Source organism: Pseudomonas sp. MTM4, assembly GCF_019355055.1.
GTDB lineage: Bacteria > Pseudomonadota > Gammaproteobacteria > Pseudomonadales > Pseudomonadaceae > Stutzerimonas.
On record NZ_CP048411.1, the window covers coordinates 2,931,450 to 2,957,845 of the forward strand.

Sequence of the window (26,396 nt, forward strand, 5' to 3'; positions counted from 1 at the left end):
ACGTTACCAAGAATCCATTTCGCTACGTGAGGAATTGAATATGAAGAGCCCAGATCGACCCCGTTTCGGCGTGAGCGCAGACCGGCAATCGGGAAGCCGCCGCGTTCGCTATGTCGAAACCAACCGCCCAGATAGCCAGAACTGCACGATTTGCCAGCTGGATGAAGAAAACCCATCGCCAGTCGAGGCGTCTTCCAGCGCGCACGATACCGGTGAGCAGAAGCCCGGCGCCAAGTCGGAGCGGTAGGGCCTCCGACGCCCCTAGTGAACGCGGCTTAGCACAAATCCCTTGCGACGAGAGCTTTGGTCTCGCCAGCCCCCGCGCACGTACCACTTCGCCAATACGAAAAACGAACTAGGAACGAGCTAGGGATGTATCTCGGCAAACGAGCCAACGTCCGCTTTTGGCCAAAAGCAGTCAGTTACAGCCAACCGAACGAGGCTATATTTCTCGCGCCAACATCATTTCGTAGCCCCCCCTGATTGTTTCGCATCCTCCCGCCTGCCGATCGAGAGATCACGTAACCAGCGTTTCGGCTTGAATCCAGATTGAAGAGGCGATAGCGTTTCGCCATAACGCTGCATAAGGAATTGAGCATGGCAAACGCGGTTTCGGCCGGATGGCACGGGCATGATTATCAAGCCCGATTTTTCTGGATTCATGCATCTGCATTAAGGGACCCTGATCAGTCACATGTCATTGAAGTCTCCTACGAGGCTGACGGTCCTAAAGCGTTCGACGACGTGATTATTCGCTATGACCCGCCGCGGGCGAGCACTGGGCCGGTGCGCATCTCGGTTGACTACCACCAGATCAAGTTTCATGTCACTGGCGCAGGTCGATTCGGCTACGCAGATCTCATCAATCCAGCCTTCATCGGCGCCGAATCGGTGTCTCTCCTGGAAAGATTGAAGCAGGCAAAAAAGAGCGCACCTCAGAACTCTGCTTATCACCTTGTTACGATCGACAGCGTTAAAGATGGCGATCCACTGGGTGAGATCATTTCAGCCGTGGACTATTCCCTGCGCCTTGACAAGCTATCGGTTGGCAAAACGGACACCAGTAAAATGGGCAAGGTTCGCAAGCTGTGGCGCGAACATCTCAAGCTCGCATCGGACGACGAACTGAAGAAGGTGCTGGAGGGACTTCATATTGCAACCGCCCAGCGGTCTCTGACTCAGCTGCGCGAAGAAGTGAACCTTCGCTTCCGAGTAGTTGGCCTGATCAGTTGCCATGACAGTTCCGAATTCCGTTTCGACGCTGCTGCAAGGTCCCTCAAGAGCAAAGGCCTGTACCAGTTTACGCGCCAGCAGTTCGAAACCCTCTGCCAAGAGGAAGGTTGGGTTCGTTCCGATCCTCCTGAGAATCTCCTCAACGTAGCCCTTCGCTCGTTTGCAGATGGTCCAACCGACCGTATAGACGCGCTACCGGAAAACACTCTTTCACTATTGCAGCACTTTGACGGCCGTCACCTCAGACCAGGCGAGGATTGGGCATCTGTAGTTCAACCCGCGGTTGAGTCGTTCCTGGCGCGAATAAAGCAATCGGAACGCCGTATTCGATTGTTTCTGGACGTTCATACCTCAATCGCATTCCTGGCAGGACGATGCCTCGGGCTGAAATCCGGCATGGAGGTTGAGCTCGTTCAGAAGGGGCGCTCAGGGACATCTGTTTGGCGGGCAGATGACGGCAAAGATAAGAGCGCAACCGATGTCACTGTTGAACAACTCCATGCTGGTCCAGACATTGCGCTTGTGTTGAGCATATCTCGAGATGCTGTGGACGATGTGCGGGACTACGTCGCCAAGCAGCCGACGATAGGCAAGATTTTGCACATCACGCCTACAGAGGGGCCAGGCCAAAACGCCGTAGCGGGAGGGGCCCATGCCGCCCGCCTGGCGGACGACGTTGCCAAGGCAGTGGCCAAGGCTCGGGTTCCATTCGGCGCTCAAATCCACGTATTTAGCGCGGCACCGAATGCGGTCAATTTCTTTGTGGGTCAACACGCCGAAGCTATGGGCACATGCGTTTTCTACGAGTTCGATTTCAACCGCCGCGTCGACGGTAGCTACCACCCCACCTTCAAGGTTCAATGACATGGAACTCAAACCTCAATTCGCGGAGTTCCTAGCGGGAATTCGGCCAACGCCTTCACAGCAGGAAGATTGGAAAGTCGGGTCGAAGACCTTGCGAAGCCGGCTCGAGTCCGATGAGAAACTCAAGGGCATCGTCGTAGCTACCTTCCTGCAAGGCAGCGTTCGCAGGTCAACAGCCATCCGCCCCCTGGGTGACAAACGTCCAGACGTCGATGTCGTGGTGGTGACGAATCTGGATTACAACCGACTGACGCCGAAGGAGGCTATGGTTCTCTTCGAGCCATTTCTGGAGCGTTACTACAAGGGGAAATGGCGCCCCCAGGGGCGCTCATTCGGGATTGAGCTTTCCTATGTGGATCTCGACCTGGTAATTACGGCTCTGCCCACCGACGGCCCGCGTCGCAGTCTCCTAGAACAGCTCTACCGGTCGCAGTCCGTGTTGACCACTAACTCGCTCGAAGAAGAGACCAGCTGGCGATTGAACAGCAGTTGGACACCACCTAGCGGTCTGCTCGGCAACGCGACGCCTCTTCAGGACGCGCCTCAGGAAGAGTGGAAGCCCCATCCATTGTTTCTTCCGGATCGGGATGCCGGCAAGTGGGGGCGCACTCACCCACTCGCACAGATTCAATGGACGGCGGCAAAGAATCGAGCGTGCAATGGCCACTACGTGAACCTGGTGCGAGCAATGAAGTGGTGGCGCCAGGAGAATGCAAAAAGTCTTCCTAAGTACCCGAAAGGCTACCCACTGGAGCACATGATCGGGCATGTCCTGGTCGACGGTACCACCTCCATGGCGACGGGCCTGGTTCAGGCCTTGGAGAGTTTCAGGGATACCTGGTCCTATTATGACCGGCTCAATTCAGTCCCAACACTTGCCGACCACGGTGTCCCAGAGCACAACGTTCTCGCACGCTTGTCGGTAGAAGACTTCAAGGCCTTTTACGCGGCAGTATGCGAAGCGGCCAAGCTGGCCAGGAAAGCGCTCGACAGCACCGATGCCCAGGAGAGCGGTCAGTTGTGGCAAGACTTGTTGGGGCGCAAGTTCCCACTGCCCGGCCCGCAAGGTGGTGACAGGTCGAATGGGGGCTTTACCGCACCGAACCACTCTGCCCAGCCTGACAAGACTGAGCGGTTCGCTTGACTGTTCGTCAGGTGATAACGCCCCACATTCTGTTGTCGGTTGTTGATGCCATCAACAGCGGTGCACGCACCCATACAGACAGTAGCTGGGTGCTGCATCCGGAAGGAGAATGGTCGCTCCGGTTCGTAGCGCGTCTTTCCGTACCGCCGACTGACTTTGTGCCAAGCGAATCGATCTGGCAGCTAGTGGTCTGGACAACCCATAACGGGGAAACAGCTCACGTTTATCCAGATGCTACTCACGGCATCACCGCCACATTCCCTCACCAGGATTACAACGGCGAAGCGTATCCACCGCGTCATTGGAGGCTCGGCAAACCTTGCTTGGAAAAACCTATCGGAGTTTTCAATCGCACTAGCTGGTCGAACGAACCTCGCAACCTGGCCGAACGCTTGTCCTGGTTGCTGCAGCGCTTATTGAACTGGATTGACGCGGCGGCAAGCGATTCCCTTAGCGTTGAGGGAGACCCACTTGAGCTTCCGCCCCTACCCGGACAAACCCTCTTTCCACTGTTGGGGTTTCGAGAAATCGCCGGCGGCCTTTCGCAGTGGATGCCTCGCCAAGGGAGTTGGGGGTACGCAAGCACAAGCCCGTTGAAAGGGACCGATGGCACCCGGGTCATAACGGCATATCAACTGGCCGACGGCGAGATCTTCAGGACCACTGAATGGTCGCCTTCGATGCTGAGCAAAGAACGTACATCAGATGCCCTGTGGCTTGTCTTGCCTGAGATGCCAGTAGCCCCTCCCTGGCAAGCGCCTAAGTCTTGGCTAGAACTAAACGAACGCCTAGCAGCTAACCACGTCGATCTTGAAAAAATGCTCGTTGACATGGGGCGCGCGGTTAGGCGAAGTCCTCGGAGAGCCCCGCCCTGGGTACTACTTCTGGGATTCCCGATCGCGGAGCGAGTTGGGTTAGCACCATCCCGATTTCACTGGCTTGCGATTAAATCCCCCCCACTCGCCAACAAGACAGCGCGGCGAAATGGATTCAGGTCCTGTGAGCGCAACCATCGCCAATGGGATGCTGAAATTGCTATATCCAAGGAACCCCTGAAGTGGCAGCGCACAGCCAACTGGGCCTCGGACCAACTGAGAACGAGGGGAGCGGCCGAGAGTGAGATGTGCGGGCGTCGAATTGTATTGATAGGCGCAGGTTCTCTCGGAAGCTCAGTCGCAGAGAACCTCCTCCGTATGGGCGTTTGCGAACTGGGTATTCTGGATTACGACTGGGTGATGATGGGCAATCTCAGCCGCCATACGCTCTCCATGCAGGCGGTGGGGCACAAGAAAGCCAAGGCTCTTGCTGCGCACCTCAACGGATGCATGCCCGATGCAAAGGTCAGGGCGTTTGATACCGTGTTTCCGCCCCATAGCGAACAGCTCAAACAAGCAGTCAGAAGCTATGATGTGATTGTCGACTGCACGGGCGACGATGAAGTATTGGATGCTCTGGCTTCGTTCGATTGGCAGAGTGAAAAGCTCTTTGTGAGCCTAGCTATGACGTGGCGAGCGGAAGGCCTTTTCGCGTATGCCGCTTCCGAATCGAGCTTTCCAGCCATAGATGCCAAGGCCCAATTCTCAGCCTCTCCCACCCCGACCTTCGACGACTTAGACGAAAAGATCGAAGGTATCGGATGCTGGCATGCCGTATTCCCTGCGACCGCCGATGATGTTCAGCTATGGGGAGCGATTGGTAGCAAATTCATCCGTAGGGCCGTATTGAGTCCAGGAAGGCACTACGAGTATTTCCGGCAAATGCCGGACGGCACAGTCGAGCATGCAAAATGAAGAACTCTGTCCCGCTCTCATTCTCGAGCCCCGGTGCCCCATACACTGTGACCTTTGAGGCTGCAGCCTTAAGTAAGATGGTAAGTGACTGTGTCCGGGCAGGAACGCACGAAACGGGCGGCATTTTGATAGGGAAGTACAGTAGCGACGGGAGCGTTGCCCTTATCTCGGAAATTACATCACACCCCAAGGACTCAATCAGCAGCTCAGTCACCTTCCAACGCGGAACAATTGGGCTGAGAGAATTGCTCGCCGCGCGTTGGGATGAAGGTTTTCACTATGTCGGTGAGTGGCACTATCATCCTGGCGGATCACCGGAACCAAGCGGCCCCGATATGCATACCATGCGATCCATCGCTACAAACTCCAAATACTCGTGTCGAGAACCGATTCTGATCATCTTAGGTGGACGCCCTCCACGAGAAGTAAAGCTCAGTGCAACAGTTTTTCCGGCCAATAGGCCAAGCGTGAGATTAAATCCATTCTCCTATAGCTGACACGCGCCACCTTTCCTGCGGGCTGTTCAGCCTAAATGCTGTCCAAAGATGGTTAGCTCAACAGACTGCCGCTTATGGCCGGTTTCAGCCTGCTACGACAGGCACCTCCCGGCCAAATGCTGCCTCCGGCAGCTACCGACCAAAGCCTCCACAGAATTCCATCCAAATACTCATTGGCGCCTAGCCCACGGGGCAAACAGGGCGCGCAGCAGGCGGGATAAGAACTTGGGTACATCAATCTCGGCGATCAGCAGAGCTGAAAAGATGAGAGCTGCACCGGCCAGGGTTCTTCCATCCAAGGTTTCGCCAAGGAGCATCGCTCCCGCGAATGCTGCGAAGATGGGCTCGAACAGGTAGGTCAGGGCTACTTTTTCTTCTTCGAGATACTTCTGCGCAGCACTCTGAACCGCGTACATGAAGGCTGTGGCGAGCAACGCGCAGAACAGAACTCCTTCCCAGAAGGAGGAATCCATTGGGGCCCATTCGGCCCTAGCGTCGAAAAGTGCAGCAAAAAGGCATCCAGTAGCGCAGGTAGCCAGCGCAGTGATGACCGTAAGCATCGAGTCGTACTTATGCGAGAAGAAGCCAACCGTGAGCACATATGCGGCAAAAAAGACTGCACAGCACATGATCCAGATGTCACCTGGATTCAGAGTAAGCCCGGCCCTCGTAACGATCAGATAGAGCCCTGTCAGCGCGACGGCGCAGCAGAGCCAGATTCGAGGCTCGACGCGCTTCCGAAAGAGAGCCCACTTGAAGACCGGGATGAGCAATACATCCAGGCCAGTGATGAAGGCGGTGTTGGTGATGCTGGTGTGCTGAAGCCCGACAGTCTGGAAAATGTTACCCAAACACAAGGGTAGACCTATGGCCACGCCGGCCAGGAGCGTTTCTTTGTTGATCAGTTTCAGCCGTCTGAAAAAGATCACGCAAAGCACTAGCGTAGCGAGTGCGAACTTGTACCCCAGGAATACGAAGGGTGACCCGTCCGCAACACCCACTTTGGTGAAGGCAAACGAAATCCCCCAGAACGCGGTTCCGAGGATTAACAGGCATAGATATGTCTGACGAACAGGCATGCGAAAACCATCCATTCAAATTGGAGTGGTTAGAGCATGCGGAGAGGCCGCAAGAAAGCCCGAGTTTGCCTTCAATCTCTTCTCTAACGTTAAGGCAAGTCGGTAAAGCGCTTTCATCTGCCGCTATTAATCAATTTGGGGCAGCAGGCTGTCAACAGGTGCTACAAACCAGTCTGCAGCAAGCTGCCATCGACAGATGGCTACAACATGGCACCCGATGCACTGTCGCCAGCTTCCGCTTCTGGCCGGTAGTCGCCGTTGTGAAGACGGCTTTCGGCCAGAAGCGGTCGATCACATCCGAGCAGGGAAAAGCGGCTATTAAGAATACTCAGCCGCCCATCTCAACGAAATGCCCAAGTGATTTTGAACAGACTGAAGCGATTAATTGCCCACCTCAACAACCTTAGCGTCGGGTGCGTGGTTTTTCACCGACTCGATACCCTTGTCGCGTGAGGCTTCGGAGGCATATGACTGGCTCGTCCCGACTACTTGGTGATTACCCGCCTTAAGGTTGAACATAAACTTGTCAGCCCCGCTGGCCTTACGCTCGTAGCGTGCATCATCAGGCGCATTTTTTTTGACTGACTCGACTCCATTTAGACATCCAGACTTATCCTTGTAGCCCTCGCTGGCCAGAATTGCTTGGCCATTGTTGGCTTTGAGCCGAAAACGAAATTCACCCGCTTTGTCGTTGTATATTTCAAACGTCCCAGACATATAGCTATTCCTTATTTTTGGCTTTCATGAGATCCATCGATATCGCTGCGGTCCAAAAAATGACTGTTTGCCCATTAGAAATATGGTTTCTGTGTGATGCTAGCCAGGCAAAATCGATGCTCCAGCTTCAGTAGAACTGCATGACAAATGCACCATACCCCAAGAGCTAAACCAGATTTTTGAACAGTCAAAGTATAGACACAGATCTCAACACGGCTCGATTTCTTCGTCGAGTGAAGAGCCCAGCTTTTGCAGAGATATCCGAGCGGCTGCTTTTGGCCGATAGCTGCCGCTCATCCCACCGCGTCGTGTACCGCTGCGACGGCATCTCGCGCCGCATCGCCCACTTAGGGGCTGCAGGGATACGACCGAGTCGCACTGTACCCCTGCCCTCGGGCATTAATCCGGTCGACTACAGCCATCAGCCGATCGGTACCCGGGCGTGTTAACGGGGTAAACCCTAACCCAGCACGACGTGGGCTGGAGCGATGGCTCAGCCTCGACTGCATTCTCGGGGCGCTCGCCAGTTTCCGGTCAGCGCTCAGCTAATTCCGGTCATGTAGTCGACCATTCTTTTCGGCTCTGGCGGGCAGCCGGTGCCCTCGATAGCGCCTGTGGAATACTGCACGAGATGTTCGCAACCCAGCAACGACGTGGGCTGGAGTAGTAGCAAAACCTCAACTGCATTCTCGGGGCGCTCGCCAGTTTCCGGTCAGCGCTCAGCTAATTCCGGTCATGTAGTCGACCATTCTTTTCGGCTCTGGCGGGCAGCCGGTGCCCTCGATAGTGCCTGTGGGAATGCTGCACGAGATGTTCGTAACCCAGCAACGACGTGGCAGGAGTAGTGGCAAAGCCTCAACTGCATTCTCGGGGCGCTCGCCAGTTTCCGGTCAGTGCTCAGCTAATTCCGGTCATGTAGTCGACCATTCTTTTCGGCTCTGGCGGGCAGCCGGTGCCCTCGATAGCGCCTGTGGAATACTGCACGAGGTGTTCGCAACCCAGCAACGACGTGGCAGGAGTAGTGGCAAAGCCTCAACTGCATTCTCGGGGCGCTCGCCAGTTTCCGGTCAGCGCTCAGCTAATTCCGGTCATGTAGTCGACCATTCTTTTCGGCTCTGGCGGGCAGCCGGTGCCCTCGATAGCGCCTGTGGAATACTGCACGAGATGTTCGCAACCCAGCAACGACGTGGGCTGGTGTAGTAGCAAAGCCTCAACTGCATTCTCGGGGCGCTCGCCAGTTTCCGGTCAGCGCTCAGCTAATTCCGGTCATGTAGTCGACCATTCTTTTCGGCTCTGGCGGGCAGCCGGTGGCCTCGATAGCGCCTGTGGGAATGCTGCACGAGATGTTCGTAACCCAGCAACGACGTGGGCTGGAGTAGTGGCAAAGCCTCAACTGCATTCTCGGGGCGCTCGCCAGTTTCCGGTCAGCGCTCAGCTAATTCCGGTCATGTAGTCGACCATTCTTTTCGGCTCTGGCGGGCAGCCGGTGCCCTCAACAGCGCTTGTGAGAATGCTGCACGAAAAAGACCGTAACCCAGAAATGACACGGGCTGGAGCCATGGCAAAGCCTCAACTGCACTCTCGGGGCGCTCGCCAGTTTCCGGCCAGCACTCATGGAATTCCGGTAGACGCGACTTGGCTCCGTCAAGGTCGTGCGTTGAAATCTTGAGTCAGTGCGTAGTGCTGGCCACGCTCGTTATAGTGAAAGGGGTCATACCCATAGCAAAGCCGAGGTCTAACGTGACTATAAAAAATGAAGATCAAATGGCAGCCACAGATACTCCGCATGCAGGCAAGGTCGCGATGAAATTTTTCTTCAACCTTATGGAGAAATGGGGCTGCTCTGAGGATGAGCAGAAGGTTCTGCTAGGAGGCATCGGCAACGATGCTTACCACAAGTACAAGAGCTCGCCGGAGATATGCCTGTGTCACGATCTTATGGAGAGGATTTCCTACCTGATGGGGATCCACAGGTCCTTGAGGGTGATCTTCAGTAACCACGCCGACTACGGTTACCATTGGGTAAGAAAACCCAATAAAACACCTCCCTTCAATGGCCAAAGCGCTCTGCAGTTAATGCTGTCTGGCCGTACTGCTGAACTGGCCGAGGTGCGCCGCTATCTAGATTCGGTACGAGAACCACCTTTCTAAATAAAGTTGTCGTAACGCATCGAAAGCATCCGGGAATTCCTGGCGGCGCAGCCACGTCTCTTGAGCGCGATTCACAAAAAAAAGCAGCGTTTAACTGAAGGGCGGCACCCTGCTGAATTTCGAAGTCGGGAGCCTTGGGGCAGGCATCGGCTGCAATTTCACTGGTATACGCCGTGCTCGATGCGCTGCAAGTATGCCTCGACAGCCTGCAACCCTACCGGATCAGTGATAATTGCCGATGGCATCTCACCATTGAAGTACCTGCAGGGTCGGCCAAGCCATTCCTCGGCCAGTTTCTGGTTACCAAAGACGCTAATCGCCCGCTCCAGCACTTTGTTGTACTGGCCAGAGCTTAACGGAACCGATTGTTTCCTTACTGAAGGCTTTTTGCGCATCACGACCTCTTTCGAATTGGAGAAACTTCACGAGATCTTTTGAGTTGAAAGCTGCAGCGCTTGTGCCGCCGGAGGATGCAAGGTGCATCCATTCACAATCAATGCGCGCCATCACGATTACGCCCCTTTTAGAGTCCCGGGTTCTAGCCGGGTTCTACCCCGAGAGCACGCGCGCTGATGGGTATGGATTGCAGTTTGCCACTCTTCACGCTAGCTGGGGTTATGGCTCGGCTGAAGAATCTCAGCGATTCTAGACGCGTTGCCCGGGATGGCTTTTTCTACGACGGCGGTACCCTACCTCTGGAGCTCAGACTGGCGCAGTATCTTAGGCCTTTCCAGGATTCCCTCTAGAACGGTGAGATCAACGTCAGTGAAAAACACGCCGCTCATTACGGCAGGACGCTTTCGGAATAAAACTAAGGACGCGAGACTTCTACATCTTGCCGATCGGCTTTGATGTCGTGAATTAAACCGTAGGAAAAGCGGCTTTCAAAAGCGCTGGCAGCACCTCGGATGCTCGGCCAATCAACATCAGCTCGTTGGCATTGCCGAGGGAGACGTCCGCAAGATTGACATGGATTACGGTAGCTCCCGCAGCGAGTGCTATTTCCGGGATGTCCGCCGCAGGCGTAACGATGCCTGAGGTACCTACAGAGATCAGTACCTGGCACGTTTTCACCATATGCATGGCTGCTTTCCAGGGAGCCATGGGTAAATCCTCTTTGAACCAGACGACAGCGGGCCGCAATTTCCCATTGCAGCGTCTGCAACGAGGGGGCTCTACCTCCTGTCCATCACCATGTACCACTAGCTGCTCCTCACTCAGATCGGCAGGCCGATGGCAGGCGAAGCATTTCGGCTGCGCAAGACTCCCGTGTAGATGAACCACGTCCACCGACCCAGCGCGCTCGTGAAGGTCATCAATGTTCTGAGTCACTACGAACACCTCCCTGCCTGTGGCAGCAAGTCGCGACGGCACTAGATGAGCTGCATTCGGTTGGGCTTGTGTAGTCTGATGCCTTCTCCACAAATACCATCCCCAAACGAGCGCAGCGTTGGCACGGAACGCCTCTGCGGTCTCCAATCGCTGGGGATCGTACGTTGCCCAAAGCCCGGTAAGCTTGTCGCGGAAGGTGGGAATACCACTTTCCGCGGAAATACCAGCGCCCGTGAAGAACACCACGCTACGGGCGGATTGCAAGGCGAAGGATGCTTGCTGCATGTCGCTCATGAGGGACCTGTCTGATGATGCTTTATGGCTGGATCGTTAGAGCAGGTGTCATAGCTCGATGGTCGAGCGCCCGACTCTAGCGATGAGCAGAGCAGCGGCTGGTGGAATGCGATTACCCTCCTTCGGTATTCATCCTCAGGCGCCTCGTTCACCAGGCATTCCTCAAGACGCCCCAGCGAGAAAACTTGAGCGGCAGAGAGGTAGTGCCTAAGCAGACTTTTGGCAGAACGGCGGATACCCTGCGGTAAATCTTCGTCACGAGAGAGCTCACGCAGGAACGCCTCTGTTTTGACGATTGCGCGCGTTCGCTCATAAGGAAGGGTCAATCTCGTTATCTCCTGATCATGAACTAAAAGCCCCGGCTAGCTAGCTCACCAACGCCGACCATCCAGTGCGCAGTTCAGCGCCTCGGGCATCGAAGCAAAAGTGGTGAAGCCGTACCAAGTAGGGGGCGATGTCCACTAGCGTTTTACGAGCTGAAAGCTGCAGAGCTTGTAACGCCGCAAGATTCAAGGTGGTCCAATCCTGATCAGAGCGCGTGATCATGATTACGCTCCTTTTTGGCCTCCCTCCATTCCATCCACTTGGCAAAACCCCACGCCGCGGTTCCCATTGTCAGCAAGGCCCAGAGTAGCCATTGCGGAAATTGGTACTGGCCGCTTAGCCAAAGACCTGCGCCTCCGCTAAGCATCGCCATACAAAACCATCTCATCAGCCTGTTCCCCGATTACATACGAGATACCACGATAACCGCATGCTCTCCTGTGCTAACGCCAGTGCTGAAAATTTTGTCGGCTCCGAGATTTGGAAGTGAGAATGGAAAACCTCCGAATTCCCGACGCAGCCTTCATACTGCCGAAAAACCTGGTCGCCTGGGAACAGCGTGAGCATGCGATTTGGTGGAGGTTTCCCAGTGAGCGCTTGTGGCGGTCCTGTGATTTTTTGCAGGACCGCCACCGACATCTTGCGGTAATCGAGTGCAGCGACACTGGCTACAAGAGCGAAGTCTCGATGACAGATCAGTGAACTGCTGATGGATTAGCTGAGTGCGGCATGGGAATAGTGAATTTGCCCGGTGGTATTGCGGGATTTTCAGCTCAGCAACGGCGGTGGTAGCTGGCAGGCCTGCGGCGAATTTAAATATCAGAAGCTGCGGATAGAGATGAGGGGCGTCGTCGTTACAACGCTCTGGGCCTAGGAGCTTTTTGCTATTCTGTCGGCCTGCGCCGCGGGACTTCGTTGGCAACGGCTCGCCGTTGCTTCCCCCTGCGGACACCCATTCAACCGTTTCCTGAGGTCACGATGCGAAATCATGTAGTGATTGAGGACTGGGATGGCGACGGTGCTATTCGCCTACCCGACGAAGTTCTGCAGGAAATGGGCGTCGACGTTGGGGACACGCTCTATGTGCTCGAGGAGTTCGTAGGCACTACTCGTTGCCTCGTGCTCAGTAAATCGCCGCGTATCCCTGATCGTGTAGATGAGCTGGTTGGCCATTGGGAGTCGTTTGGCAAAGACTCCGCCGAGATAAACGCCAAGGACGAGTGAGCTGACTACCCAGCCTGCTGCCCGCGAATCCTGTTTGACGCTCTACCATTGGCCCCAGCAAAGAGCAGAGACCTTCATGCATAGACAAGGGCCGATAGCTTTTGGCCAACCACGTTCCTAGGTTGCGCAAAGGTAACAGCCCAGGACAAAAAGCAGGTTTTACGAACTCAAGCGCAGCATGATTGTAGTCATGCATCCCAAGCGCTGATGGAGCCGGGGCGGCGCCAGGTACCAGCGATCTATTAACCTCACTGAGCTACGATGCTCGCTGCAGGCCGCGAGGAACTCCGGCTCAATGAGACGACAGTAAGACGCGTCAGGGTCTAGCTAGTGGTCAAAAATCGATATTCCGGATTTCGTTTTTTGTGCCAAAGGTAACTGCCCTCAGACGCCGCTATTAGCCTTAAACTGCAGACACGGTAAAAGACGAAATCCTTGCAGTACGGCACTTAGAGCCATTTTTGAACGCTTGCCGCCAATCAAGATTTCTGTACCGCATTGCCCTCCGAAGGAGGGGTCGTGGGTTCGAATCCCGCCTGGTGCGCCATATTAAAGAAGGCCCTAGATGAAAATCTGGGGCCTTTTTCGTTTCGCGTCCTGCTATTGCAATTTTGGCGGACACTTCTGCACACGCCACTCGCCAGGGCGAAGGCCTCATGTAGCAAGTGACGCCGCACAGGGTAAAACTAAACAGCGGCGGGACGGTATGGCGGTTATCTTGCTCAGCGTGTAGCCAGAAAATAGAACCGGGGAATGCGGATGATCGACTTCAATAACAAAGGCTTTTTCAAGCTGAAGCAGAACGACGAGTATGCGGAGCGGGTCAGCTCCCTTCTGCTGGACGGCGAGCAAGTGGTCGACGCGTACAAATCGATGCGCGACGGCGTGGTGTTCACGACCAAGCGAATCATCGCGGTAAACGTGCAAGGCCTCACCGGTAGCAAAAAGGACTTTACCTCCCTGCCCTACAAGAACATCGTCGCCTATTCGGTGGAAACGTCCGGAACCTTCGATCTGGATTCGGAGCTGGAAATCTACTTTTCATCGTTGGGCAAGGTTAGGTTCGAATTCACCGGCAAGGCTTCGGTCGTTGAGATATCCAGGCACATATCCAGGCATCTACTCTGAGGGAACCAGGGCTGGCGTTCACCGGTAATGCTTCAGTCCAGGAGCTGCGGGTTCCATACGATTTCCCAGAGGTGCCCGTCCGGGTCCTTGAAATAGCCTGAATAACCGCCCCAGAACGTCTCGTGTGGCGGCTTGACGATGACGGCTCCGGCCGTCTCGGCTATCGCCATGACGGCATCGACGTCGGCTTTCGACGCCACGTTGTGGCCCAACGTCATCTCTGTCGAACTGGCCGGACCGAGCTCCAGCCCCGAGTCATGAGCGATGCTGCTACGCGGCCAGAGCGCCAGGCGCAGGCCGGGTTGCAGATGGATGAACACTACCGCACCGTACTCGAAGGCCTCACCGATGATGCCTTCGCTCGCGAAGCCGAGGCCGTCGCGGTAGAACTGCAACGACGCCTCGAGATCCTCGACCCCGAGGGTGATGACGGTGATTCGTGGCTGCATGAACGGACTCCGTAGCGGGCTGTATTATTGCGTCCTGTTATGTAGAGCGGTAACAACACGATCTGATTGCTTTCCCGACCGGCTTCAGATCCTTTACTCGACCCCCAGGTTGAATGAGCGTCACGGCAGCGTCACCGAAACCGGCCTTGGTGGAGCAATCCGGATCAGCCAGCGCACGGTCTGCGTGCGTGAACAAACAGTCCTTATGGGCGTAGCGGTCGAAAGCTCGGGCCCCACAAGCGCTGGCTTCATTCCTGCTAGACAGCTAGGACTGTCATTCTGGCCGAGCGGGTGAAACCTGCTTACCGGATTGGCGCGCTGATTGAATAGGTTCGTAGGGATGTCAAAGCTTTAGCCCGGCACCATAGGGCCGCAGGCGGCCTACCGGTCGGCTCCCGTATCATGGCATGACCCCCTAACTGTCGAGATAACGGCAGGTTCAGGCCGGCCTAGCTCCGATTCCGGGCTGTTTTCGGTGCGAATTCCCAGCGCTGTTAGCAGCGTCTCGGTGACTTCCATGAATGAGTACCCATCGGCCCATATCTGAGTCTTAACGTTCAGCCTGTCATCCATTTTTAGTTCCTAAGCTGAGCGTCCGCACAGCCAGTCGTTCGAGTTATGGTGGGATGCCTGAAGTGGCAATAGGCGACTACAGCATCAAGCATGCCACTATTTGAACATTCATTTTTATCTTAAAAATCAACAAGTTATATTCCTGATAATTTCCGAAAGCCTTGCAAGTTGCATGACTGAGTTTGTAGTTCCATGCGATGTGCACTTCAGCTCATCGTCTACAACTTGGCCGCTCGTACGCTGCGATCAGCACAGCAGGAGGCAACCGACTCCTGCTGCAAGCCCGAAGTTGGGCTGCGTTAGGCATAATCGACTGCCATTGCCTGAGCACCCGCCATGCAGATCGACGAAGAACTCACGCTGAAGAAGCTGGAAGTGTTTCTGGCATTCATGCGCAGCGGAAACCTGAGCAAAGCGGCGGCTGAGCTCAATACCAGCAATGTCAGCGTGCACCGCGCCATCCATTCGCTGGAAAGCGCCTTACGCTGTCCGCTGTTCAAGCATGAAGGGCGCAACCTGATTCCGCTGGAAAGCGCCTACGTACTCGAAGAAAAGGCCCAGAAGCTGGTGCAGGACGTGCTGGAGACGGTGCGCCAGACACGGGAGGCCGCAGGCTTCTCGGCTGAGCGTTTCAAGCTTGGCGCGCTCTACTCGCTGACGGTGAAAACCGTGCCGCATCTGATCATGGGCCTGAAACTGCGCCGCAGCGAACTCAACATCGACCTGATCCTAGGCTCCAATATCGATCTGTTCTACAAGCTGAAGAACATGGAGCTGGATGCCATTCTGGTATCGCTGAACGAGAGCGTCAGCAACGATCCGGACTGTGCGCAGTTGCCATTGTTCGCTGATGACATCTTTCTCGCCGCACCGGCCGATTCACCCTTCGCTCAGCAACCGGAGGTGGATCTGAGCGACTTGCGCGACGCGACCTTCATCACCCTCACCCAGGGCTTCGCTACCCATCAGGACGGCAACCGGGTGTTCCAGCAGGCAGGGTTCGAGCCGAAGGTGGCGATGCAGGTGAACGACATTTTCACCTTGCTGAGCATGGTCAATTCGGGAGTGGGTTATGCGCTGCTGCCGGGCCGGGTGGGGATGGTCTATGAATCCCGGGTCAAGCTGGTGCCGTTGCAGGCGCGCTATCACCTACAGCAGCACATCGGCGTGGTGTTTCTGAAGGCCAAGGAGCGCGACCCGAACCTGCTCGCGCTCCTCGCCGAATGCCGCATGTACAGTTTGAAGAACCCCAGCTGAACCACGCGGCGGCTTCCCGGTTCAGCCGAGCAGGCCTCGCATGACGAAGAACAGTAGCGAAGGCCCGAGCAGGCAGCCCAGCGCGGTATAGAACGCTGCGGTTAGACAGCCATAAGGCACCAGTTTCGGGTCGGTTGCCGCAAGGCCGCCGGCAACGCCGCTAGAGGTACCGATCAAGCCGCCGAATATCACTGCCGAGCGAGGGTTGTTCAGGCCGATCAGCGGCGCGATGAAAGGCGTCGCCACCATCACCAGGATGGCCTTGACCAGGCCTGCCGCGATGGAAAGGGCCATCACTTCGGAGCTGGCGCCGATCGCCGCACCGGTGACCGGACCGACGATGTAGGTTACCGCGCCAGTACCGATGGTAGTCAGGCTGACTGCATCGGTGTAGCCGAAGGCCACGGCCACTCCGACCCCCGCCACGAACGAAGAGAATACTCCGATGAACAACGCCAGCACGCCAACGAAACCAGCGCGCTTGAGCTCCTCGACGCTGACGCCGAAACCCGTGGCGACGATGGCGAAGTCACGCAGCATCGCGCCGCCCAGAAGGCCGATGCCGGAGAACATTGCGATATCCACCAGCCCCTTCTGCCCACCGGTAACCATGCCGCCGATATAGGACAACAACAGGCCGATGAGAATGGCCACTGCCGAGCCATGCAGGCGGCCCTTGGTGAGCTTGTCCGAGAGCCAGTAGGACAGCCACATGGTGGCGCCGATGATGGCGAAGCCGCTGATCATGCCGTAGCCGGAGATCACTTTCATGAGGGATTCGTACATAGCCGTTACCCCCGGACGCAACTGGTGGCGGGCTTGACCGAGGCGGCCGGCTCGGCTTCAGGCTTTTTTCTGCCGATCCGGTCCAGTACCGGCACCAGCGCAAAAGCCACCGCCACCGCGGCAACACCGGCGAGAATGGCCATTGGGCCGCCGGAGAGCGCGCCGTAGACGTTCTGTTGCGCGGCCATGGCGACCACGATCGGGATGTAGACGGCGCTCCAGAACTTGATGCCCTGCTCCGATTCCGGATTGAACAGGCCGCGTTTTTTCAGATAACTGCCGATCAGGATCAGCAAAACCATGGCGATACCAACGCCGCCGACGTTGGCCGGCACGCCGATCACTTTGCCGAGCAGCTCGCCGATGAAGATACCGGTGAGGGTACACAAGGCCAGGAAGGCCACACCGAAAATAATCATTGTTATTGTCCTTTTGGATTGCGCTCAGCCTGCCGAAGGCCTGGCGCGTGTTGTCGAGGTAGTTGTTGTTATCCGTCGATCAGTAGGCGAGCAAGGCTCCCTCACCCTGATGAAGCACGCGATCTATCGGCTCTGGCTGCCCTCCTGACGCAGCAAGGCGTCCAGTGTGTCCAACCGAGCGCCGTCGAAAGCGATCAGCGTACCCTGTTCGAAAACCCGTCGCGCCAGCCCGGTGAGCACGGAGCCGGGCGGCAGTTCGATATGCAGCCGCACACCGCGCTCGTAGGCAGTGCGCAGGGTGCCGTGCCAGTCGACGACGCGGCACATGTTGAAGGCGAGGTCGTCGCGCAGGCGCTCGGCATCGAACACCGGGCGCGCCGACGAACCGCTGAGATAACGCAACCGCGGAGCGCGCAGGTTGACCTTGGCAAACGCTTCGGCCAGGTGCTGCGCCGGCGCTTCCAGCAGGGCGCAGTGCGAGGGCACGCTCATCGCCAGGCGACGCGCGCATGAGGCGCCGAGAGCCTTGGCCTGAGCGGCAACCGCCGCCATGGCGGCGTCGCTGCCGGCGATGACGATCTGGTTGTCGGCGTTGATATTCGCCAGGTAGGCGGGCTCCGTAGCTTCTGCCAGCAGGCCCTCTACCGTGCCGAGCTGGAGGCCGAGGATCGCCGTCATGCCGTAGCCTTCGGGGTAGGCTTCCTGCATCAGCTCACCGCGCAATGCCACCAGGCGCAGGGCGTCGGTGTAGTCGAGCGACTCGGCGACAACCGCCGCGGCATAGGCCCCGATGGATAGTCCGGCAACGTAATCGGGTCGCTGACCGTCGCGCATCAGCAGACGCGCACCGGCGACGCCGGCGATCAGCAGGCAGAGCTGAACGGCGCGGGTCGAACGCAGCGCTTCGGCCGAATCCAGCATCAGCGCATCTACGCCGAGCACTGCGCTTGCCTCTGCGAGAGTAGCGGCAACTTCCGGCGCGCAAGGCAGGCGATGGAGCATGCCGGGCTTCTGCGCGCCCTGGCCGGGAAAGGCGAAAAGGTTGCTCATGCGGCGACCTCCTCTGCCCAGGGGTCGTCAACCAGGCGCGGTCCATGCTCGGTCTTGGCCAGCACTCGTGCGGCGCTGCCGGCCCACTCACGCAGTGCCACGCCACCGAGCGGCGTTTCCAGTTGAAGATCGATGCGGCAATCATGATCCGCCAGCAGCTGCAGCAGCGAACGCGCCTCGCTGCGTGGCAACGGGCGTTCGGCCCGCAGCAGCAGATCGAGATCGCTGTCCGGATGAGCAGCGTGCAAGCCGGTGGCGAGCTGGAAGCCTGCCGAGCCGGTGACGCCCCAGACGTGGCCCAGGCCGTCGAGCAAGGGTCGCAGGCCTGCCAGGGCGTGGAATACCGGAAGCTCTTCGCGCGCGCGGCGCTCGACCAGCTGTTCGGGCGCCAGGCAATGACGGATCGCCTCGAACGGCATCACGGTCGCTAGACGCTGCGCCCGCGTGGTCCCACGCAGACCAACCGCCACCAGCCCCGGCGCTACGCGGGCACGGCGCACCACAACCGGCTGGCCAGCAGCCAGCACGGCCAGTGCCCAGGCCGGGGCGTCGGCTGGCAGCTGCTCGGGTCGCATGCCCCAGAGCAGGTCGTGGGGGCGTGGTGTGCTGTGCATCTCTAGCCTCGTCGTGATTGTTGTTATCGAGGGTGGGGACAGGCGGGTCGCGCCCGCCCTTACCTTGGCGTTACCACTGCTCGCTGAGCATCTCGCGGACCCGCGATGACGCCTCACGATTCTGCGCGCCGAGTCGGCTACGCAGATCGGTACTGGCGCCAATATCCTCGACGGCTTTGCGCAGGCAATCGCGCACCCGCGCCAGATCGGCGGCGGACGGCTGCTCGATGTTGTCCACCGAGAGGGTCTCCCAGAGCAGACCGAGGGTCGCGTAGTTATCGATGTCGTAGGCCATCGGCGGCACCGATTCGGCGAGGGCTTCCAGTTCCTCGACGCTGCGCAGGGTGATGCGCGCAGCAGCGGCCTTGCCCATGGCGTGCACCATCACACCGGGATCGCGCAGAGCGATGATCCGCTGGGCCTGGTAGCCATGGGCTAGAAAGGCACCGGACATGGCCTTGCCGACCAGCAGCGAGACCACCGGATGTCCGGCCAGGCGCGCACGGGCATAGCCGTCCACCGCGCCGGCCAGCGCCTGATGAATGCCCAAGGCTTCTTCGCGGCGGCCGTAGGCCTGGCTCGGCACATCGACTACGGCAACCAGCACGCGCTTGTCAGCCTTGCCGCGATCGGCTTCGATGACTTCGTCGACCGCCTGACCCAGCGCCCAACCTTCGAGCAGGCCGACCTCGCCGTTGCGGGCACGTGGGAAGGGGTTTTCGGCATCCGGCACCACGGCGATGTAGCGCGCTGCGCGGCCGGCCAGCTCGCCATCGACTACCTTCACCGAGGCCGGGTAGCCCGCCTGGGCCTGGCCACCGGCCAGGGCTTGCAACCAGTTCAGTCCACGGCTCATTGGGCATCTCCTTCGTAGAGGGCACGCACGGCGGCGGCGTCGAGTTGCGTGCGGGTATCGGCGTCGGCCAGGCGCTGGAGGAACCAGGCGTGGCGGCGGCTACGGGCTTGCGCGGGTTTACCCTGGGCAAACAGACGCTGCAGTTCTGCACGGATGGCGTCGGTGTCGTCGGCGACATAGCTGTCGACCAGGCCACTGGCGTAGCGCTGTTCGCCCCCGGTCAAGCTCCAGATGAAGGGGCGATCGCGCGAATCGTACTCGTCGAGGCCAGCCTCCTGCTCGATCACCTGCGGGCCGTTGAGGCCGATGCGCGCCTCGCGAGTGGCGATCAGGTAGCTGCACAGCCCCGAGGCGATGCCCATGCCGCCGAAGCAACCAACCGAGCCCGCCACCACGCCGATCACCGGCTGGTATTCGCGCAGCTCGACGATTGCCGCCTGGATCTCGGCGATGGCCGCCAAACCGAGGTTGGCTTCTTGAAGGCGCACGCCGCCGGTTTCCAGCAACAGTACGGCGCGGGTCGGTATGCCCTTGCGGTTGTCTTCGACGACCAGTTCCAGCGCGCCGGCGATTTTCGCGCCGCCGACTTCGCCCATGCTGCCGCCCTGGAACGCGCCTTCAATGGCGGCGATCACCGCCGGCTGGCCGTCGAGGCTGCCCTTGGCCACCACCACGCCGTCGTCGGCCTGGGTGACGATGCCCTGCTTCGGCAGCCAGGGCGAGGTGACGCGATCGAACGGATCGAGCAGTTCGCGGAAGCTGCCGTCGTCCAGCAGTGCGCGGGCACGCTGGCGGGCACCGAGTTCGACGAAGCTGCGCGACTCGAGTAAACGGGCCACGGTGTTAGCGGACACATCAGTCATGGCCGACCTCCTCCAGTCCCTGTTCCAGGCGCAGACGCACTACGCCGGGTGTGGCCCCAAAATCGTGAATATCGATGTTCAATGCCGGCGGCGTCTGCTCGCGGAACATCCTCTCGAGCAGGCTCTTCCAGCGTTGCTCGGCACCATTGACCGAGGTGACTACCTGGATCGCCAACTTGCCGGCCTGGCCGGGTTCGAGCAGCACTTCCAGATCGCCCGAGCCGACCACGCCGACCAGGGCATTACCGCGGGCGGGTTGCCCGGCGGCGAATTCGAAAGACAGGGTTTCCATGTTCAGTTGCTCCCAGTCGGCGCCAGCGCATGAGGCGCCAGGCGGTCGAGGAAAAGAGTGGCGGCCAGTAGATCGGCGGCACCACCGGGCGAGGCGTTAAGCGCGAGCATGTCGCGGTCGAGCAGGCGCAGCTTGCGGCGGCCGGCGAGGCTGGCGGCGCCACCGGCATCGAGCACGGCGCGGGCGCCGGCCTGCATGCGGGTCAGCCCTTCCATACCGGCGCGGTGCAGCACGCAGGTGTCGGTCAGGGAGCTCATGATCGACAACAGCGCATCGAGACGGGCGTTCTGCTCACCGGCTCCTGCATGACGGCTGGCGAGTAGCTGCGGCAGGCCGTGCTCGATTACGGCGGGAAAGCCGTGTTGCGCCTGTTCGCGGGCGCCGAGTACGCCATAGCGACCGCAGACCCGCGCGCCATGGCTGTCCGGGTTATGCGGCGCAGCCGGATCGTCCAGCCGCGCCAGGGCCGCCGCGCTGGCGGCGATCCACTCGGCCGAGGCGCCGCTTTCCAGCATCGCCGCCGCGCTAAGCAGCCCCAGCGCCCAGATCGCGCCGCGATGGGTGTTTACGCCGCCGGTCACGCGGAGCATTTCCGCTTCGCCTTCACGTCCCAGTTGACCAAGTGCTTCGCGCAGCGGCTGGCTAACCCGGCCCTCGGCTCGTGCGGCATCGGCCATGGCGGCAAACGCTGGCCACAGCGATTGCGCCGAAGCGTGCATCAGCCCCAGGTGCAAGTCGCTGTGGGCGCCGCTACCGCGACGGTCGACCAGCCCCGGCTTAGGCGACAGATCGGCCTCGTCGATCAGCGCCTGCACCGCCAGGTCCGCCAGGCGCTCGGCCAGTGTCGGCTGCGCCTGTCTTGCAATGAGTGCACTCATCACCAGCTCCTGAACTTGGCAGGCGGGTTGTAGAGGCCGCCGGACCAGTCGACCAGTTCGGCAATGCTCTTTGCCGCCAGCAGCTCGCGCGTTGCGTCGTTACGGCGAATGCCGAGGTCTTCCGGCAGCGCGATCAGCCCTTCACGGCGCATGCGCTCGGTGTCTTTCGGGTTGTGCCGCAGACCGATGCTGGTGACGCCCGCCACTGCGGCGATCATCGCCTGGCGCTCTTCCAGCGAGCGCGCCTTGTATAGGTAGGCGATGCCTTCCTCGGTGAGCAAATGGGTGACGTCGTCGCCGTAGATCATGATCGGCGCCAGCGGCATGCCGCTCTTCTTCGCCACTTCCACCGCATCGAGCTGCTCGACGAAGGTGGGTTTGCCGCCTTCCTGGAACGTTTCGACCATCTGCACGACGAGCTTCTTGCCGCGCTCGAGCATGGTCACTGAGGCTTCGCCGCCGGGCATGGCCATGTCGAGCCAGGCCGGTGTCGGATGGCGACGGCCGCGCGGATCGTGGCCCATGTTCGGTGCCCCGCCGAAGCCGGCCAGGCGGCCACGGGTAACGGTGGAGGAATGGCCGTCGCCATCGACTTGCAGCGTGGCGCCGATAAACAGGTCCACGGCGTACTGCCCGGCCAACTGACACATCATGCGGTTCGAACGCATGGAGCCGTCGCGACCGGTGAAAAATACGTCCGGGCGATGAGCGATGTAATTTTCCATGCCCAATTCGGTGCCGAAGCAATGCACGCTCTCGACCCAGCCGGTCTCGATCGCCGGGATCAGCGTCGGGTGCGGGTTGAGCGTCCAGTTGCGGCAGATTTTGCCTTTCAGGCCCAGCGATTCGCCGTAGGTCGGCAGGATCAACTCGATGGCGGCGGTGTTGAAACCGATGCCGTGGTTGAGCGACTGCACGCTGTGTTTTTCGTAGATGCCGCGGATCGCCATCATCGCCATCAGCACGTGCACCGGCTTGATGTGGCGCGGGTCGCGGGTGAACAGCGGCTCGATATAGAACGGCTTGTCGGCGACGACGACGAAGTCGACCCAGCTCGCCGGGATGTCCACGCGCGGCAGCTCGTCGACGATCTCGTTGACCTGAAAGATGACGATGCCATCGCTGAACGCGGTCGGCTCGACCAGTGCGGGAGTGTCTTCGGTGCTCGGGCCGGTGTAGATGTTGCCGTGGCGGTCGGCCTGGAAGCCGGCCACCAGCGCGACGTTGGGGATCAGGTCCACCAAGAGGCGCGAATAGAGTTCGATGTAGGTGTGGATGGCACCGACTTCGAGCAAGCCGTCTTCGAGTAGCTGGCTGATGCGCAAGCTCTGGGGGCCGGCGAAGGAGAAGTCCAACTTGCGCGCAATCTGCCGTTCGAACAGGTCCAGGTGCTCGGCGCGGCTGACGCTCGGCATGATCATGTGCAGGTCATGCAGCTTGCCGGGATCGACCTGAGCCAGCGAGCGCGAGAGGAAATCCGCCTGCTTCTGGTTGTTGCCCTCCAGCACCACGCGATCACCGGGTGCGATCAGAACTTCGAGCGCCGCGACGATCTTGTCGCTGGGCAGCACCACGCCGTCGGCGAGGCTGCGCATCTGGTCTAGACGCCGGGCTTTTTCAGCGCGACGACGCGACCACTGCGGCGGTGGGGATATTGTTGTTGTCATGCTGACTCCACAGGTTTCCGCTTTGTGGAGCGCACAGTAGGGAGCTGACCGGAAGGTCATCAATCAAGCGCAGAGGCGCTTCGTTACGCTTAAGTTAACGATGCCGCAGAGCCGGGCGTTACAGCCAGCCGAGCGTGACCCCAGCGAGTAACAGGTAGCGGCCGCCCTTGGCCAGAGTTACCAGCAGCAAAAAACTCCAGAGCGGTTCGCGCAGTGTTCCAGCGACGACGGTCAGTGGATCGCCAATGATCGGCACCCAGCTCAGCAACAGCGACCATCGTCCGTAACGGTGATAGCTGCGCTGAGCCTTTTCCAGCTGACGTTGGCTAACCGGAAACCAGCGCCTGTGGCGCAGCCGCTCGATGTAGCGACCGAGCAGCCAATTGGCTACCGAGCCCAGCACGTTGCCGAACGTAGCCACTGCCAACAGTGTCGCTGGTGAGAGATCGCTACCCAGCAGCAACCCAACCAGCACGGCTTCCGACTGCGCGGGTACAAGCGTGGCGGCAGCGAAAGCTGCGAAGAACAGGCCGAAGTAGGCGGATAGATCGACCATGGTTATGGGGGGCTTCGAAGGAATAGTTGGTGCGTAGGAGCGCTTTTACAACGGATACATCTGAATGCGCTTAGTGCCTATCACCGCCCCGGCTGGGGGCGAAAGCCCGGCACATCGCCAGGACGCTCTACGCGGCTGGCCGGTTGGGTGCAGTTGAGATCACGAAATGGCCGACCGTTGAGTAATTCCCAGCCATGGCCCGGCGGCGTTTGACGACAGATGACGGTCCCGTCGACCTTGCTCTGCCACTGGTAATAAGGCGCAGGGCCGGCAGAAGCCAGTAGCGGTAAGAACAGGCTGAACGCAAAAAGCACGGCGCGCATGGTTGAAATTCGATAGGAGGCTGGCGCCACTTTAGCCGGATCGGCGCGCGGCGCAAGCTCGGCCGGTCGAGATGCTGGATGTGCCTGGCAAGACGCTTTTGCAGGATGCGGTTCAAGAAGATCGCTCAGTACCAGACCTTCGCCGCCTCGCGCATAAAAATTTCCACCGTCTTCGGCCCGATACCCTCGAACTCGGCCAGGCGCTTCTCTAGTGCGTTACGGCTTTCGCTCTGCTCACGGATGTTGCCGAGCTTGCCGCCGTACACGCTGTTGAGCTTTTCGCACAGCTTGAGCAGGCGTTCGGCGGTGGATTCGTCGTAACGCACATAGCGCCCTTCGCCGAGCATGCTTACCAATTCCTGCCGGCTGCAGTTGCAGAGCTTTCTCGGCGTGTCGCGCTTGTGTTTGTCGACGATCACCCGATAGGCCTCAGCGGCGATATCCTGCTGGATGCGCTTGCCGAACAGGAAGCTGGCGATGAACCATTTGAACAGTTCGCCTTCGCCTTTCTCGATTTCGATACCCAGGTCTTTTGCGCTAATTTCGCGTGCCATTGGCGCCTCATTCAGCAGCAGCTCTTCATGATGCGACGACAGCGATGGCGCTAGGTTCGAGATCCTTCTCAGTAACCGCCGGCCCGCCCTGGCATCGGCAAGTTTCCGCCTACTGCTTGGGATTGGTAAGCGGTTTATTGCCAATACCCGTCGCATATACGCGTTAACTCAACGTGGCAGAGCCCTGAGGGTATATGGCACGGCTCGTGCTTGCTCTGCCTAGCCCGATGCGATTACCAAGACAAGAAAGCCGCACAGCGCGCCCGCTTTTCCCTAATGAAAGCTTACCCGCCGCCGTAACCGCCCTTCTTGTCCTTGCAGCCTTTGAAGCTGCGGCCGATCGTCTATCGTCAAGGGTTGCGAAAACCAATAACAACGAAACGGAGTTACACCATGAGACTGACCAAACGCTTTGGCCTGCTTGCTGCCGCAGCAGCCTTCACTGCCAGCACCGCAGCCGTCGCTGCGCCGACCTTCATCAACATCCTCACCGGCGGCACCAGCGGTGTGTACTACCCGATCGGCGTAGCCCTGTCGCAGCAGTACAACAAGATCGACGGCGCCAAGACCTCCGTTCAGGCCACCAAGGCATCGGTCGAAAACCTCAACCTGTTGCAGGCCGGCCGCGGCGAGCTGGCTTTCGCCCTCGGTGATTCCGTGGACGATGCCTGGAACGGCGTCGAGGATGCCGGCTTCAAGGCCCCGCTCAAGCGTCTGCGCGCCATCGCCGCCACCTACCCGAACTACATCCACATCGTGGCCAGCAAGGAATCCGGGATCCAGACCCTGGAAGACCTGAAGGGCAAGCGCATCTCCGTCGGCGCGCCGAAATCCGGTACCGAGCTCAACGCCCGCGCAATCTTCAAGGCCGCCGGCCTGACCTACGAGGACATGGGCCGTGTGGAATTCATGCCCTACGCCGAGTCGGTCGAGCTGATCAAGAACCGTCAGCTGGATGCCACCCTGCAATCATCCGGCCTCGGCATGGCGGCGATTCGCGATCTGGCTGCCATGGTCCCGATCACCTTCGTCGCGGTTCCCGAGGACGTGGTTGCCAAGATCGGCAGCGCCGCCTACCAGTCGAAGATGATTCCGGCCGGCACCTATGACGGTCAGGACGCGGACATCCCCACTGCCGCCATCACCAATATCCTGGTCAGCCACGAGAAGGTCTCCGATGACGTCGCCTACCAGATGACCAAGCTGATCTTCGAGAACCTCGACCGCCTGTCCAGCGCCCACTCCGCGGCCAAGGACATCAAGCTGGAAACCGCGACCGAAGGGCTGCCGATCCCGCTGCATCCGGGCGCCGAGCGCTACTACAAGGAAGCCGGCGTCCTCAAGTGACAGCCGGGCCGGGCGGGCCTGATACCCGCCCAGCTCGCCTTCAAGACTGCATAGCCTGATGGCCCGCATCCCGGGCCATCGCGAAGAACGCCCATGCTCCGCACTGGCGCGACGCTTCAACCTTTCCGAGAGAGC

Annotated in this window: 31 protein-coding genes; 11 read left to right on the plus strand and 20 right to left on the minus strand. The window is 59.2% G+C overall.

The genetic code is table 11. The features are described from left to right. Nucleotides 1-40 precede the first annotated feature (40 nt). The 5 genes from GYM54_RS13510 (at nucleotide 41) to GYM54_RS22085 (ending at nucleotide 5,528) form a co-directional block, all read left to right on the plus strand. Nucleotides 41-247, plus strand: a complete 207-nt coding sequence (locus tag GYM54_RS13510; protein WP_064481018.1) for a hypothetical protein — start codon at nucleotides 41-43, stop codon at nucleotides 245-247. Nucleotides 248-597: 350 nt separating this feature from the next. Next, the gene (locus GYM54_RS13515; RefSeq protein ID WP_064481019.1) at nucleotides 598-2,097 is read left to right on the plus strand and encodes an SAVED domain-containing protein; all 1,500 of its coding nucleotides are present in this window, start codon (nucleotides 598-600) and stop codon (nucleotides 2,095-2,097) included. A 1-nt stretch (nucleotide 2,098) separates the two neighbouring features. Then, a complete protein-coding gene (locus tag GYM54_RS13520) occupies nucleotides 2,099-3,241 on the plus strand; it encodes a hypothetical protein (RefSeq protein WP_064481020.1) in 1,143 nt (380 codons plus the stop codon). Nucleotides 3,242-4,362: 1,121 nt separating this feature from the next. Then, nucleotides 4,363-5,031 (plus strand): ThiF family adenylyltransferase, encoded by a 669-nt coding sequence (locus GYM54_RS21740; RefSeq protein WP_256055314.1) that lies wholly within the window; start codon nucleotides 4,363-4,365, stop codon nucleotides 5,029-5,031. After that, a complete protein-coding gene (locus tag GYM54_RS22085) occupies nucleotides 5,028-5,528 on the plus strand; it encodes a Mov34/MPN/PAD-1 family protein (RefSeq protein ID WP_081262852.1) in 501 nt (166 codons plus the stop codon). The genes GYM54_RS21740 and GYM54_RS22085 overlap by 4 nt, the downstream gene beginning before the upstream one ends. A gap of 170 nt (nucleotides 5,529-5,698) precedes the next feature. On the opposite strand, the gene GYM54_RS13535 is transcribed toward GYM54_RS22085, so the two are convergent. Continuing rightward, the gene (locus GYM54_RS13535) at nucleotides 5,699-6,607 is read right to left on the minus strand and encodes a DMT family transporter (RefSeq protein ID WP_003291567.1); all 909 of its coding nucleotides are present in this window, start codon (nucleotides 6,605-6,607) and stop codon (nucleotides 5,699-5,701) included. On the opposite strand from GYM54_RS13535, the gene GYM54_RS13540 reads away from it, so the two are divergent. After that, nucleotides 6,589-7,014, plus strand: a complete 426-nt coding sequence (locus GYM54_RS13540) for a hypothetical protein (RefSeq protein WP_155737914.1) — start codon at nucleotides 6,589-6,591, stop codon at nucleotides 7,012-7,014. The two genes, GYM54_RS13535 and GYM54_RS13540, sit on opposite strands and share 19 nt — an antisense overlap. On the opposite strand, the gene GYM54_RS13545 is transcribed toward GYM54_RS13540, so the two are convergent. Together GYM54_RS13545 and GYM54_RS22090 are read right to left on the minus strand one after the other, a co-directional pair. Beyond that, complete coding sequence (locus GYM54_RS13545; RefSeq protein ID WP_003118434.1) at nucleotides 6,989-7,324, minus strand: YegP family protein; 336 nt, start codon at nucleotides 7,322-7,324, stop codon at nucleotides 6,989-6,991. The two genes, GYM54_RS13540 and GYM54_RS13545, sit on opposite strands and share 26 nt — an antisense overlap. Before the next feature lie 187 nt (nucleotides 7,325-7,511). Continuing rightward, entirely contained in the window at nucleotides 7,512-7,724 is a 213-nt protein-coding gene (locus tag GYM54_RS22090) for a DUF4113 domain-containing protein (RefSeq protein ID WP_374105171.1), read from the minus strand. Nucleotides 7,725-9,088: 1,364 nt separating this feature from the next. Here GYM54_RS22090 and GYM54_RS13555 point away from each other — a divergent pair. Further along, nucleotides 9,089-9,475: an MbcA/ParS/Xre antitoxin family protein gene (locus GYM54_RS13555; protein WP_197446094.1), complete on the plus strand. Its 387-nt coding sequence runs from the start codon at nucleotides 9,089-9,091 to the stop codon at nucleotides 9,473-9,475. Between the two features lie 158 nt (nucleotides 9,476-9,633). Here the strand turns inward: GYM54_RS13555 and GYM54_RS13560 are convergent, their stop codons facing one another. The 4 genes from GYM54_RS13560 to GYM54_RS13570 all read right to left on the minus strand — a co-directional run bounded on the left by GYM54_RS13560 (nucleotide 9,634) and on the right by GYM54_RS13570 (nucleotide 11,647). Then, the gene (locus GYM54_RS13560; protein WP_197446095.1) at nucleotides 9,634-9,870 is read right to left on the minus strand and encodes an MbcA/ParS/Xre antitoxin family protein; all 237 of its coding nucleotides are present in this window, start codon (nucleotides 9,868-9,870) and stop codon (nucleotides 9,634-9,636) included. A gap of 466 nt (nucleotides 9,871-10,336) precedes the next feature. Then, nucleotides 10,337-11,101, minus strand: a complete 765-nt coding sequence (locus GYM54_RS13565; protein WP_031297248.1) for an NAD-dependent deacylase — start codon at nucleotides 11,099-11,101, stop codon at nucleotides 10,337-10,339. After that, the gene (locus GYM54_RS21885; RefSeq protein WP_307876490.1) at nucleotides 11,098-11,427 is read right to left on the minus strand and encodes a BPSL0761 family protein; all 330 of its coding nucleotides are present in this window, start codon (nucleotides 11,425-11,427) and stop codon (nucleotides 11,098-11,100) included. Before GYM54_RS21885 ends, GYM54_RS13565 begins: the two co-directional genes overlap by 4 nt. A 40-nt stretch (nucleotides 11,428-11,467) precedes the next feature. Then, nucleotides 11,468-11,647, minus strand: a complete 180-nt coding sequence (locus GYM54_RS13570; RefSeq protein WP_023444224.1) for a hypothetical protein — start codon at nucleotides 11,645-11,647, stop codon at nucleotides 11,468-11,470. A 756-nt stretch (nucleotides 11,648-12,403) separates the two neighbouring features. Here GYM54_RS13570 and GYM54_RS13575 point away from each other — a divergent pair. Then, entirely contained in the window at nucleotides 12,404-12,649 is a 246-nt protein-coding gene (locus GYM54_RS13575) for an AbrB/MazE/SpoVT family DNA-binding domain-containing protein (RefSeq protein ID WP_023444227.1), read from the plus strand. A 759-nt stretch (nucleotides 12,650-13,408) separates the two neighbouring features. After that, nucleotides 13,409-13,777 (plus strand): PH domain-containing protein, encoded by a 369-nt coding sequence (locus GYM54_RS13580; RefSeq protein WP_131649098.1) that lies wholly within the window; start codon nucleotides 13,409-13,411, stop codon nucleotides 13,775-13,777. A 32-nt stretch (nucleotides 13,778-13,809) separates the two neighbouring features. On the opposite strand, the gene GYM54_RS13585 is transcribed toward GYM54_RS13580, so the two are convergent. Beyond that, complete coding sequence (locus GYM54_RS13585; RefSeq protein WP_197446096.1) at nucleotides 13,810-14,226, minus strand: VOC family protein; 417 nt, start codon at nucleotides 14,224-14,226, stop codon at nucleotides 13,810-13,812. A gap of 909 nt (nucleotides 14,227-15,135) precedes the next feature. Here GYM54_RS13585 and GYM54_RS13590 point away from each other — a divergent pair. Next, a complete protein-coding gene (locus GYM54_RS13590; RefSeq protein WP_197446097.1) occupies nucleotides 15,136-16,056 on the plus strand; it encodes a LysR substrate-binding domain-containing protein in 921 nt (306 codons plus the stop codon). 21 nt (nucleotides 16,057-16,077) lie between these two features. Here the strand turns inward: GYM54_RS13590 and madM are convergent, their stop codons facing one another. From madM to GYM54_RS13650, 12 genes are all read right to left on the minus strand, one after another. Beyond that, nucleotides 16,078-16,842 (minus strand): malonate transporter subunit MadM, encoded by a 765-nt coding sequence (madM, locus tag GYM54_RS13595; RefSeq protein ID WP_197446098.1) that lies wholly within the window; start codon nucleotides 16,840-16,842, stop codon nucleotides 16,078-16,080. A 5-nt stretch (nucleotides 16,843-16,847) separates the two neighbouring features. Further along, nucleotides 16,848-17,261, minus strand: coding sequence for a malonate transporter subunit MadL (gene madL, locus GYM54_RS13600; RefSeq protein ID WP_197446099.1), 414 nt, complete (start codon nucleotides 17,259-17,261; stop codon nucleotides 16,848-16,850). A 123-nt stretch (nucleotides 17,262-17,384) separates the two neighbouring features. Then, the gene (mdcH, locus tag GYM54_RS13605) at nucleotides 17,385-18,311 is read right to left on the minus strand and encodes a malonate decarboxylase subunit epsilon (protein WP_197446100.1); all 927 of its coding nucleotides are present in this window, start codon (nucleotides 18,309-18,311) and stop codon (nucleotides 17,385-17,387) included. Continuing rightward, entirely contained in the window at nucleotides 18,308-18,925 is a 618-nt protein-coding gene (locus GYM54_RS13610) for a malonate decarboxylase holo-ACP synthase (RefSeq protein WP_197446101.1), read from the minus strand. The genes mdcH and GYM54_RS13610 overlap by 4 nt, the downstream gene beginning before the upstream one ends. Nucleotides 18,926-18,995: 70 nt before the next feature. Then, complete coding sequence (mdcE, locus tag GYM54_RS13615; protein ID WP_197446102.1) at nucleotides 18,996-19,781, minus strand: biotin-independent malonate decarboxylase subunit gamma; 786 nt, start codon at nucleotides 19,779-19,781, stop codon at nucleotides 18,996-18,998. Beyond that, nucleotides 19,778-20,644, minus strand: coding sequence for a biotin-independent malonate decarboxylase subunit beta (locus GYM54_RS13620; RefSeq protein WP_197446103.1), 867 nt, complete (start codon nucleotides 20,642-20,644; stop codon nucleotides 19,778-19,780). Before GYM54_RS13620 ends, mdcE begins: the two co-directional genes overlap by 4 nt. Next, the gene (locus tag GYM54_RS13625; RefSeq protein WP_197446104.1) at nucleotides 20,637-20,936 is read right to left on the minus strand and encodes a malonate decarboxylase subunit delta; all 300 of its coding nucleotides are present in this window, start codon (nucleotides 20,934-20,936) and stop codon (nucleotides 20,637-20,639) included. The genes GYM54_RS13620 and GYM54_RS13625 overlap by 8 nt, the downstream gene beginning before the upstream one ends. Before the next feature lie 2 nt (nucleotides 20,937-20,938). After that, nucleotides 20,939-21,814: a triphosphoribosyl-dephospho-CoA synthase gene (locus GYM54_RS13630; protein WP_197446105.1), complete on the minus strand. Its 876-nt coding sequence runs from the start codon at nucleotides 21,812-21,814 to the stop codon at nucleotides 20,939-20,941. Continuing rightward, on the minus strand, nucleotides 21,814-23,481 hold the full coding sequence (gene mdcA, locus GYM54_RS13635; protein WP_197446106.1) for a malonate decarboxylase subunit alpha: 1,668 nt from the start codon (nucleotides 23,479-23,481) through the stop codon (nucleotides 21,814-21,816). The genes GYM54_RS13630 and mdcA overlap by 1 nt, the downstream gene beginning before the upstream one ends. Before the next feature lie 118 nt (nucleotides 23,482-23,599). Further along, the gene (locus tag GYM54_RS13640) at nucleotides 23,600-24,037 is read right to left on the minus strand and encodes a YqaA family protein (protein ID WP_197446107.1); all 438 of its coding nucleotides are present in this window, start codon (nucleotides 24,035-24,037) and stop codon (nucleotides 23,600-23,602) included. Between the two features lie 80 nt (nucleotides 24,038-24,117). Continuing rightward, a complete protein-coding gene (locus tag GYM54_RS13645) occupies nucleotides 24,118-24,360 on the minus strand; it encodes a hypothetical protein (RefSeq protein WP_197446108.1) in 243 nt (80 codons plus the stop codon). A 125-nt stretch (nucleotides 24,361-24,485) separates the two neighbouring features. Next, nucleotides 24,486-24,914 (minus strand): DNA methylase, encoded by a 429-nt coding sequence (locus GYM54_RS13650; protein ID WP_197446109.1) that lies wholly within the window; start codon nucleotides 24,912-24,914, stop codon nucleotides 24,486-24,488. A 393-nt stretch (nucleotides 24,915-25,307) separates the two neighbouring features. Here GYM54_RS13650 and GYM54_RS13655 point away from each other — a divergent pair, with 393 nt between their 5' ends. Beyond that, entirely contained in the window at nucleotides 25,308-26,261 is a 954-nt protein-coding gene (locus tag GYM54_RS13655) for a TAXI family TRAP transporter solute-binding subunit (RefSeq protein WP_181103344.1), read from the plus strand. Nucleotides 26,262-26,396 lie beyond the last annotated feature (135 nt).

Bases quoted from the DNA above. Each gene is read 5' to 3' on its own strand.
- GYM54_RS13510 (WP_064481018.1), top strand. From the start codon at position 41: ATGAAGAGCCCAGATCGACCCCGTTTCGGCGTGAGCGCAGACCGGCAA.
- GYM54_RS13515 (WP_064481019.1), top strand. From the start codon at position 598: ATGGCAAACGCGGTTTCGGCCGGATGGCACGGGCATGATTATCAAGCC.
- GYM54_RS13520 (WP_064481020.1), top strand. From the start codon at position 2,099: ATGGAACTCAAACCTCAATTCGCGGAGTTCCTAGCGGGAATTCGGCCA.
- GYM54_RS21740 (WP_256055314.1), top strand. From the start codon at position 4,363: ATGTGCGGGCGTCGAATTGTATTGATAGGCGCAGGTTCTCTCGGAAGC.
- GYM54_RS22085 (WP_081262852.1), top strand. From the start codon at position 5,028: ATGAAGAACTCTGTCCCGCTCTCATTCTCGAGCCCCGGTGCCCCATAC.
- GYM54_RS13540 (WP_155737914.1), top strand. From the start codon at position 6,589: ATGTCTGACGAACAGGCATGCGAAAACCATCCATTCAAATTGGAGTGG.
- GYM54_RS13535 (WP_003291567.1), bottom strand. From the start codon at position 6,607: ATGCCTGTTCGTCAGACATATCTATGCCTGTTAATCCTCGGAACCGCG.
- GYM54_RS13545 (WP_003118434.1), bottom strand. From the start codon at position 7,324: ATGTCTGGGACGTTTGAAATATACAACGACAAAGCGGGTGAATTTCGT.
- GYM54_RS22090 (WP_374105171.1), bottom strand. From the start codon at position 7,724: ATGCCCGAGGGCAGGGGTACAGTGCGACTCGGTCGTATCCCTGCAGCC.
- GYM54_RS13555 (WP_197446094.1), top strand. From the start codon at position 9,089: ATGGCAGCCACAGATACTCCGCATGCAGGCAAGGTCGCGATGAAATTT.
- GYM54_RS13560 (WP_197446095.1), bottom strand. From the start codon at position 9,870: ATGCGCAAAAAGCCTTCAGTAAGGAAACAATCGGTTCCGTTAAGCTCT.
- GYM54_RS13565 (WP_031297248.1), bottom strand. From the start codon at position 11,101: ATGAGCGACATGCAGCAAGCATCCTTCGCCTTGCAATCCGCCCGTAGC.
- GYM54_RS13570 (WP_023444224.1), bottom strand. From the start codon at position 11,647: ATGATCACGCGCTCTGATCAGGATTGGACCACCTTGAATCTTGCGGCG.
- GYM54_RS13575 (WP_023444227.1), top strand. From the start codon at position 12,404: ATGCGAAATCATGTAGTGATTGAGGACTGGGATGGCGACGGTGCTATT.
- GYM54_RS13580 (WP_131649098.1), top strand. From the start codon at position 13,409: ATGATCGACTTCAATAACAAAGGCTTTTTCAAGCTGAAGCAGAACGAC.
- GYM54_RS13585 (WP_197446096.1), bottom strand. From the start codon at position 14,226: ATGCAGCCACGAATCACCGTCATCACCCTCGGGGTCGAGGATCTCGAG.
- GYM54_RS13590 (WP_197446097.1), top strand. From the start codon at position 15,136: ATGCAGATCGACGAAGAACTCACGCTGAAGAAGCTGGAAGTGTTTCTG.
- madM (WP_197446098.1), bottom strand. From the start codon at position 16,842: ATGTACGAATCCCTCATGAAAGTGATCTCCGGCTACGGCATGATCAGC.
- madL (WP_197446099.1), bottom strand. From the start codon at position 17,261: ATGATTATTTTCGGTGTGGCCTTCCTGGCCTTGTGTACCCTCACCGGT.
- mdcH (WP_197446100.1), bottom strand. From the start codon at position 18,311: ATGAGCAACCTTTTCGCCTTTCCCGGCCAGGGCGCGCAGAAGCCCGGC.
- GYM54_RS13610 (WP_197446101.1), bottom strand. From the start codon at position 18,925: ATGCACAGCACACCACGCCCCCACGACCTGCTCTGGGGCATGCGACCC.
- mdcE (WP_197446102.1), bottom strand. From the start codon at position 19,781: ATGAGCCGTGGACTGAACTGGTTGCAAGCCCTGGCCGGTGGCCAGGCC.
- GYM54_RS13620 (WP_197446103.1), bottom strand. From the start codon at position 20,644: ATGACTGATGTGTCCGCTAACACCGTGGCCCGTTTACTCGAGTCGCGC.
- GYM54_RS13625 (WP_197446104.1), bottom strand. From the start codon at position 20,936: ATGGAAACCCTGTCTTTCGAATTCGCCGCCGGGCAACCCGCCCGCGGT.
- GYM54_RS13630 (WP_197446105.1), bottom strand. From the start codon at position 21,814: ATGAGTGCACTCATTGCAAGACAGGCGCAGCCGACACTGGCCGAGCGC.
- mdcA (WP_197446106.1), bottom strand. From the start codon at position 23,481: ATGACAACAACAATATCCCCACCGCCGCAGTGGTCGCGTCGTCGCGCT.
- GYM54_RS13640 (WP_197446107.1), bottom strand. From the start codon at position 24,037: ATGGTCGATCTATCCGCCTACTTCGGCCTGTTCTTCGCAGCTTTCGCT.
- GYM54_RS13645 (WP_197446108.1), bottom strand. From the start codon at position 24,360: ATGCGCGCCGTGCTTTTTGCGTTCAGCCTGTTCTTACCGCTACTGGCT.
- GYM54_RS13650 (WP_197446109.1), bottom strand. From the start codon at position 24,914: ATGGCACGCGAAATTAGCGCAAAAGACCTGGGTATCGAAATCGAGAAA.
- GYM54_RS13655 (WP_181103344.1), top strand. From the start codon at position 25,308: ATGAGACTGACCAAACGCTTTGGCCTGCTTGCTGCCGCAGCAGCCTTC.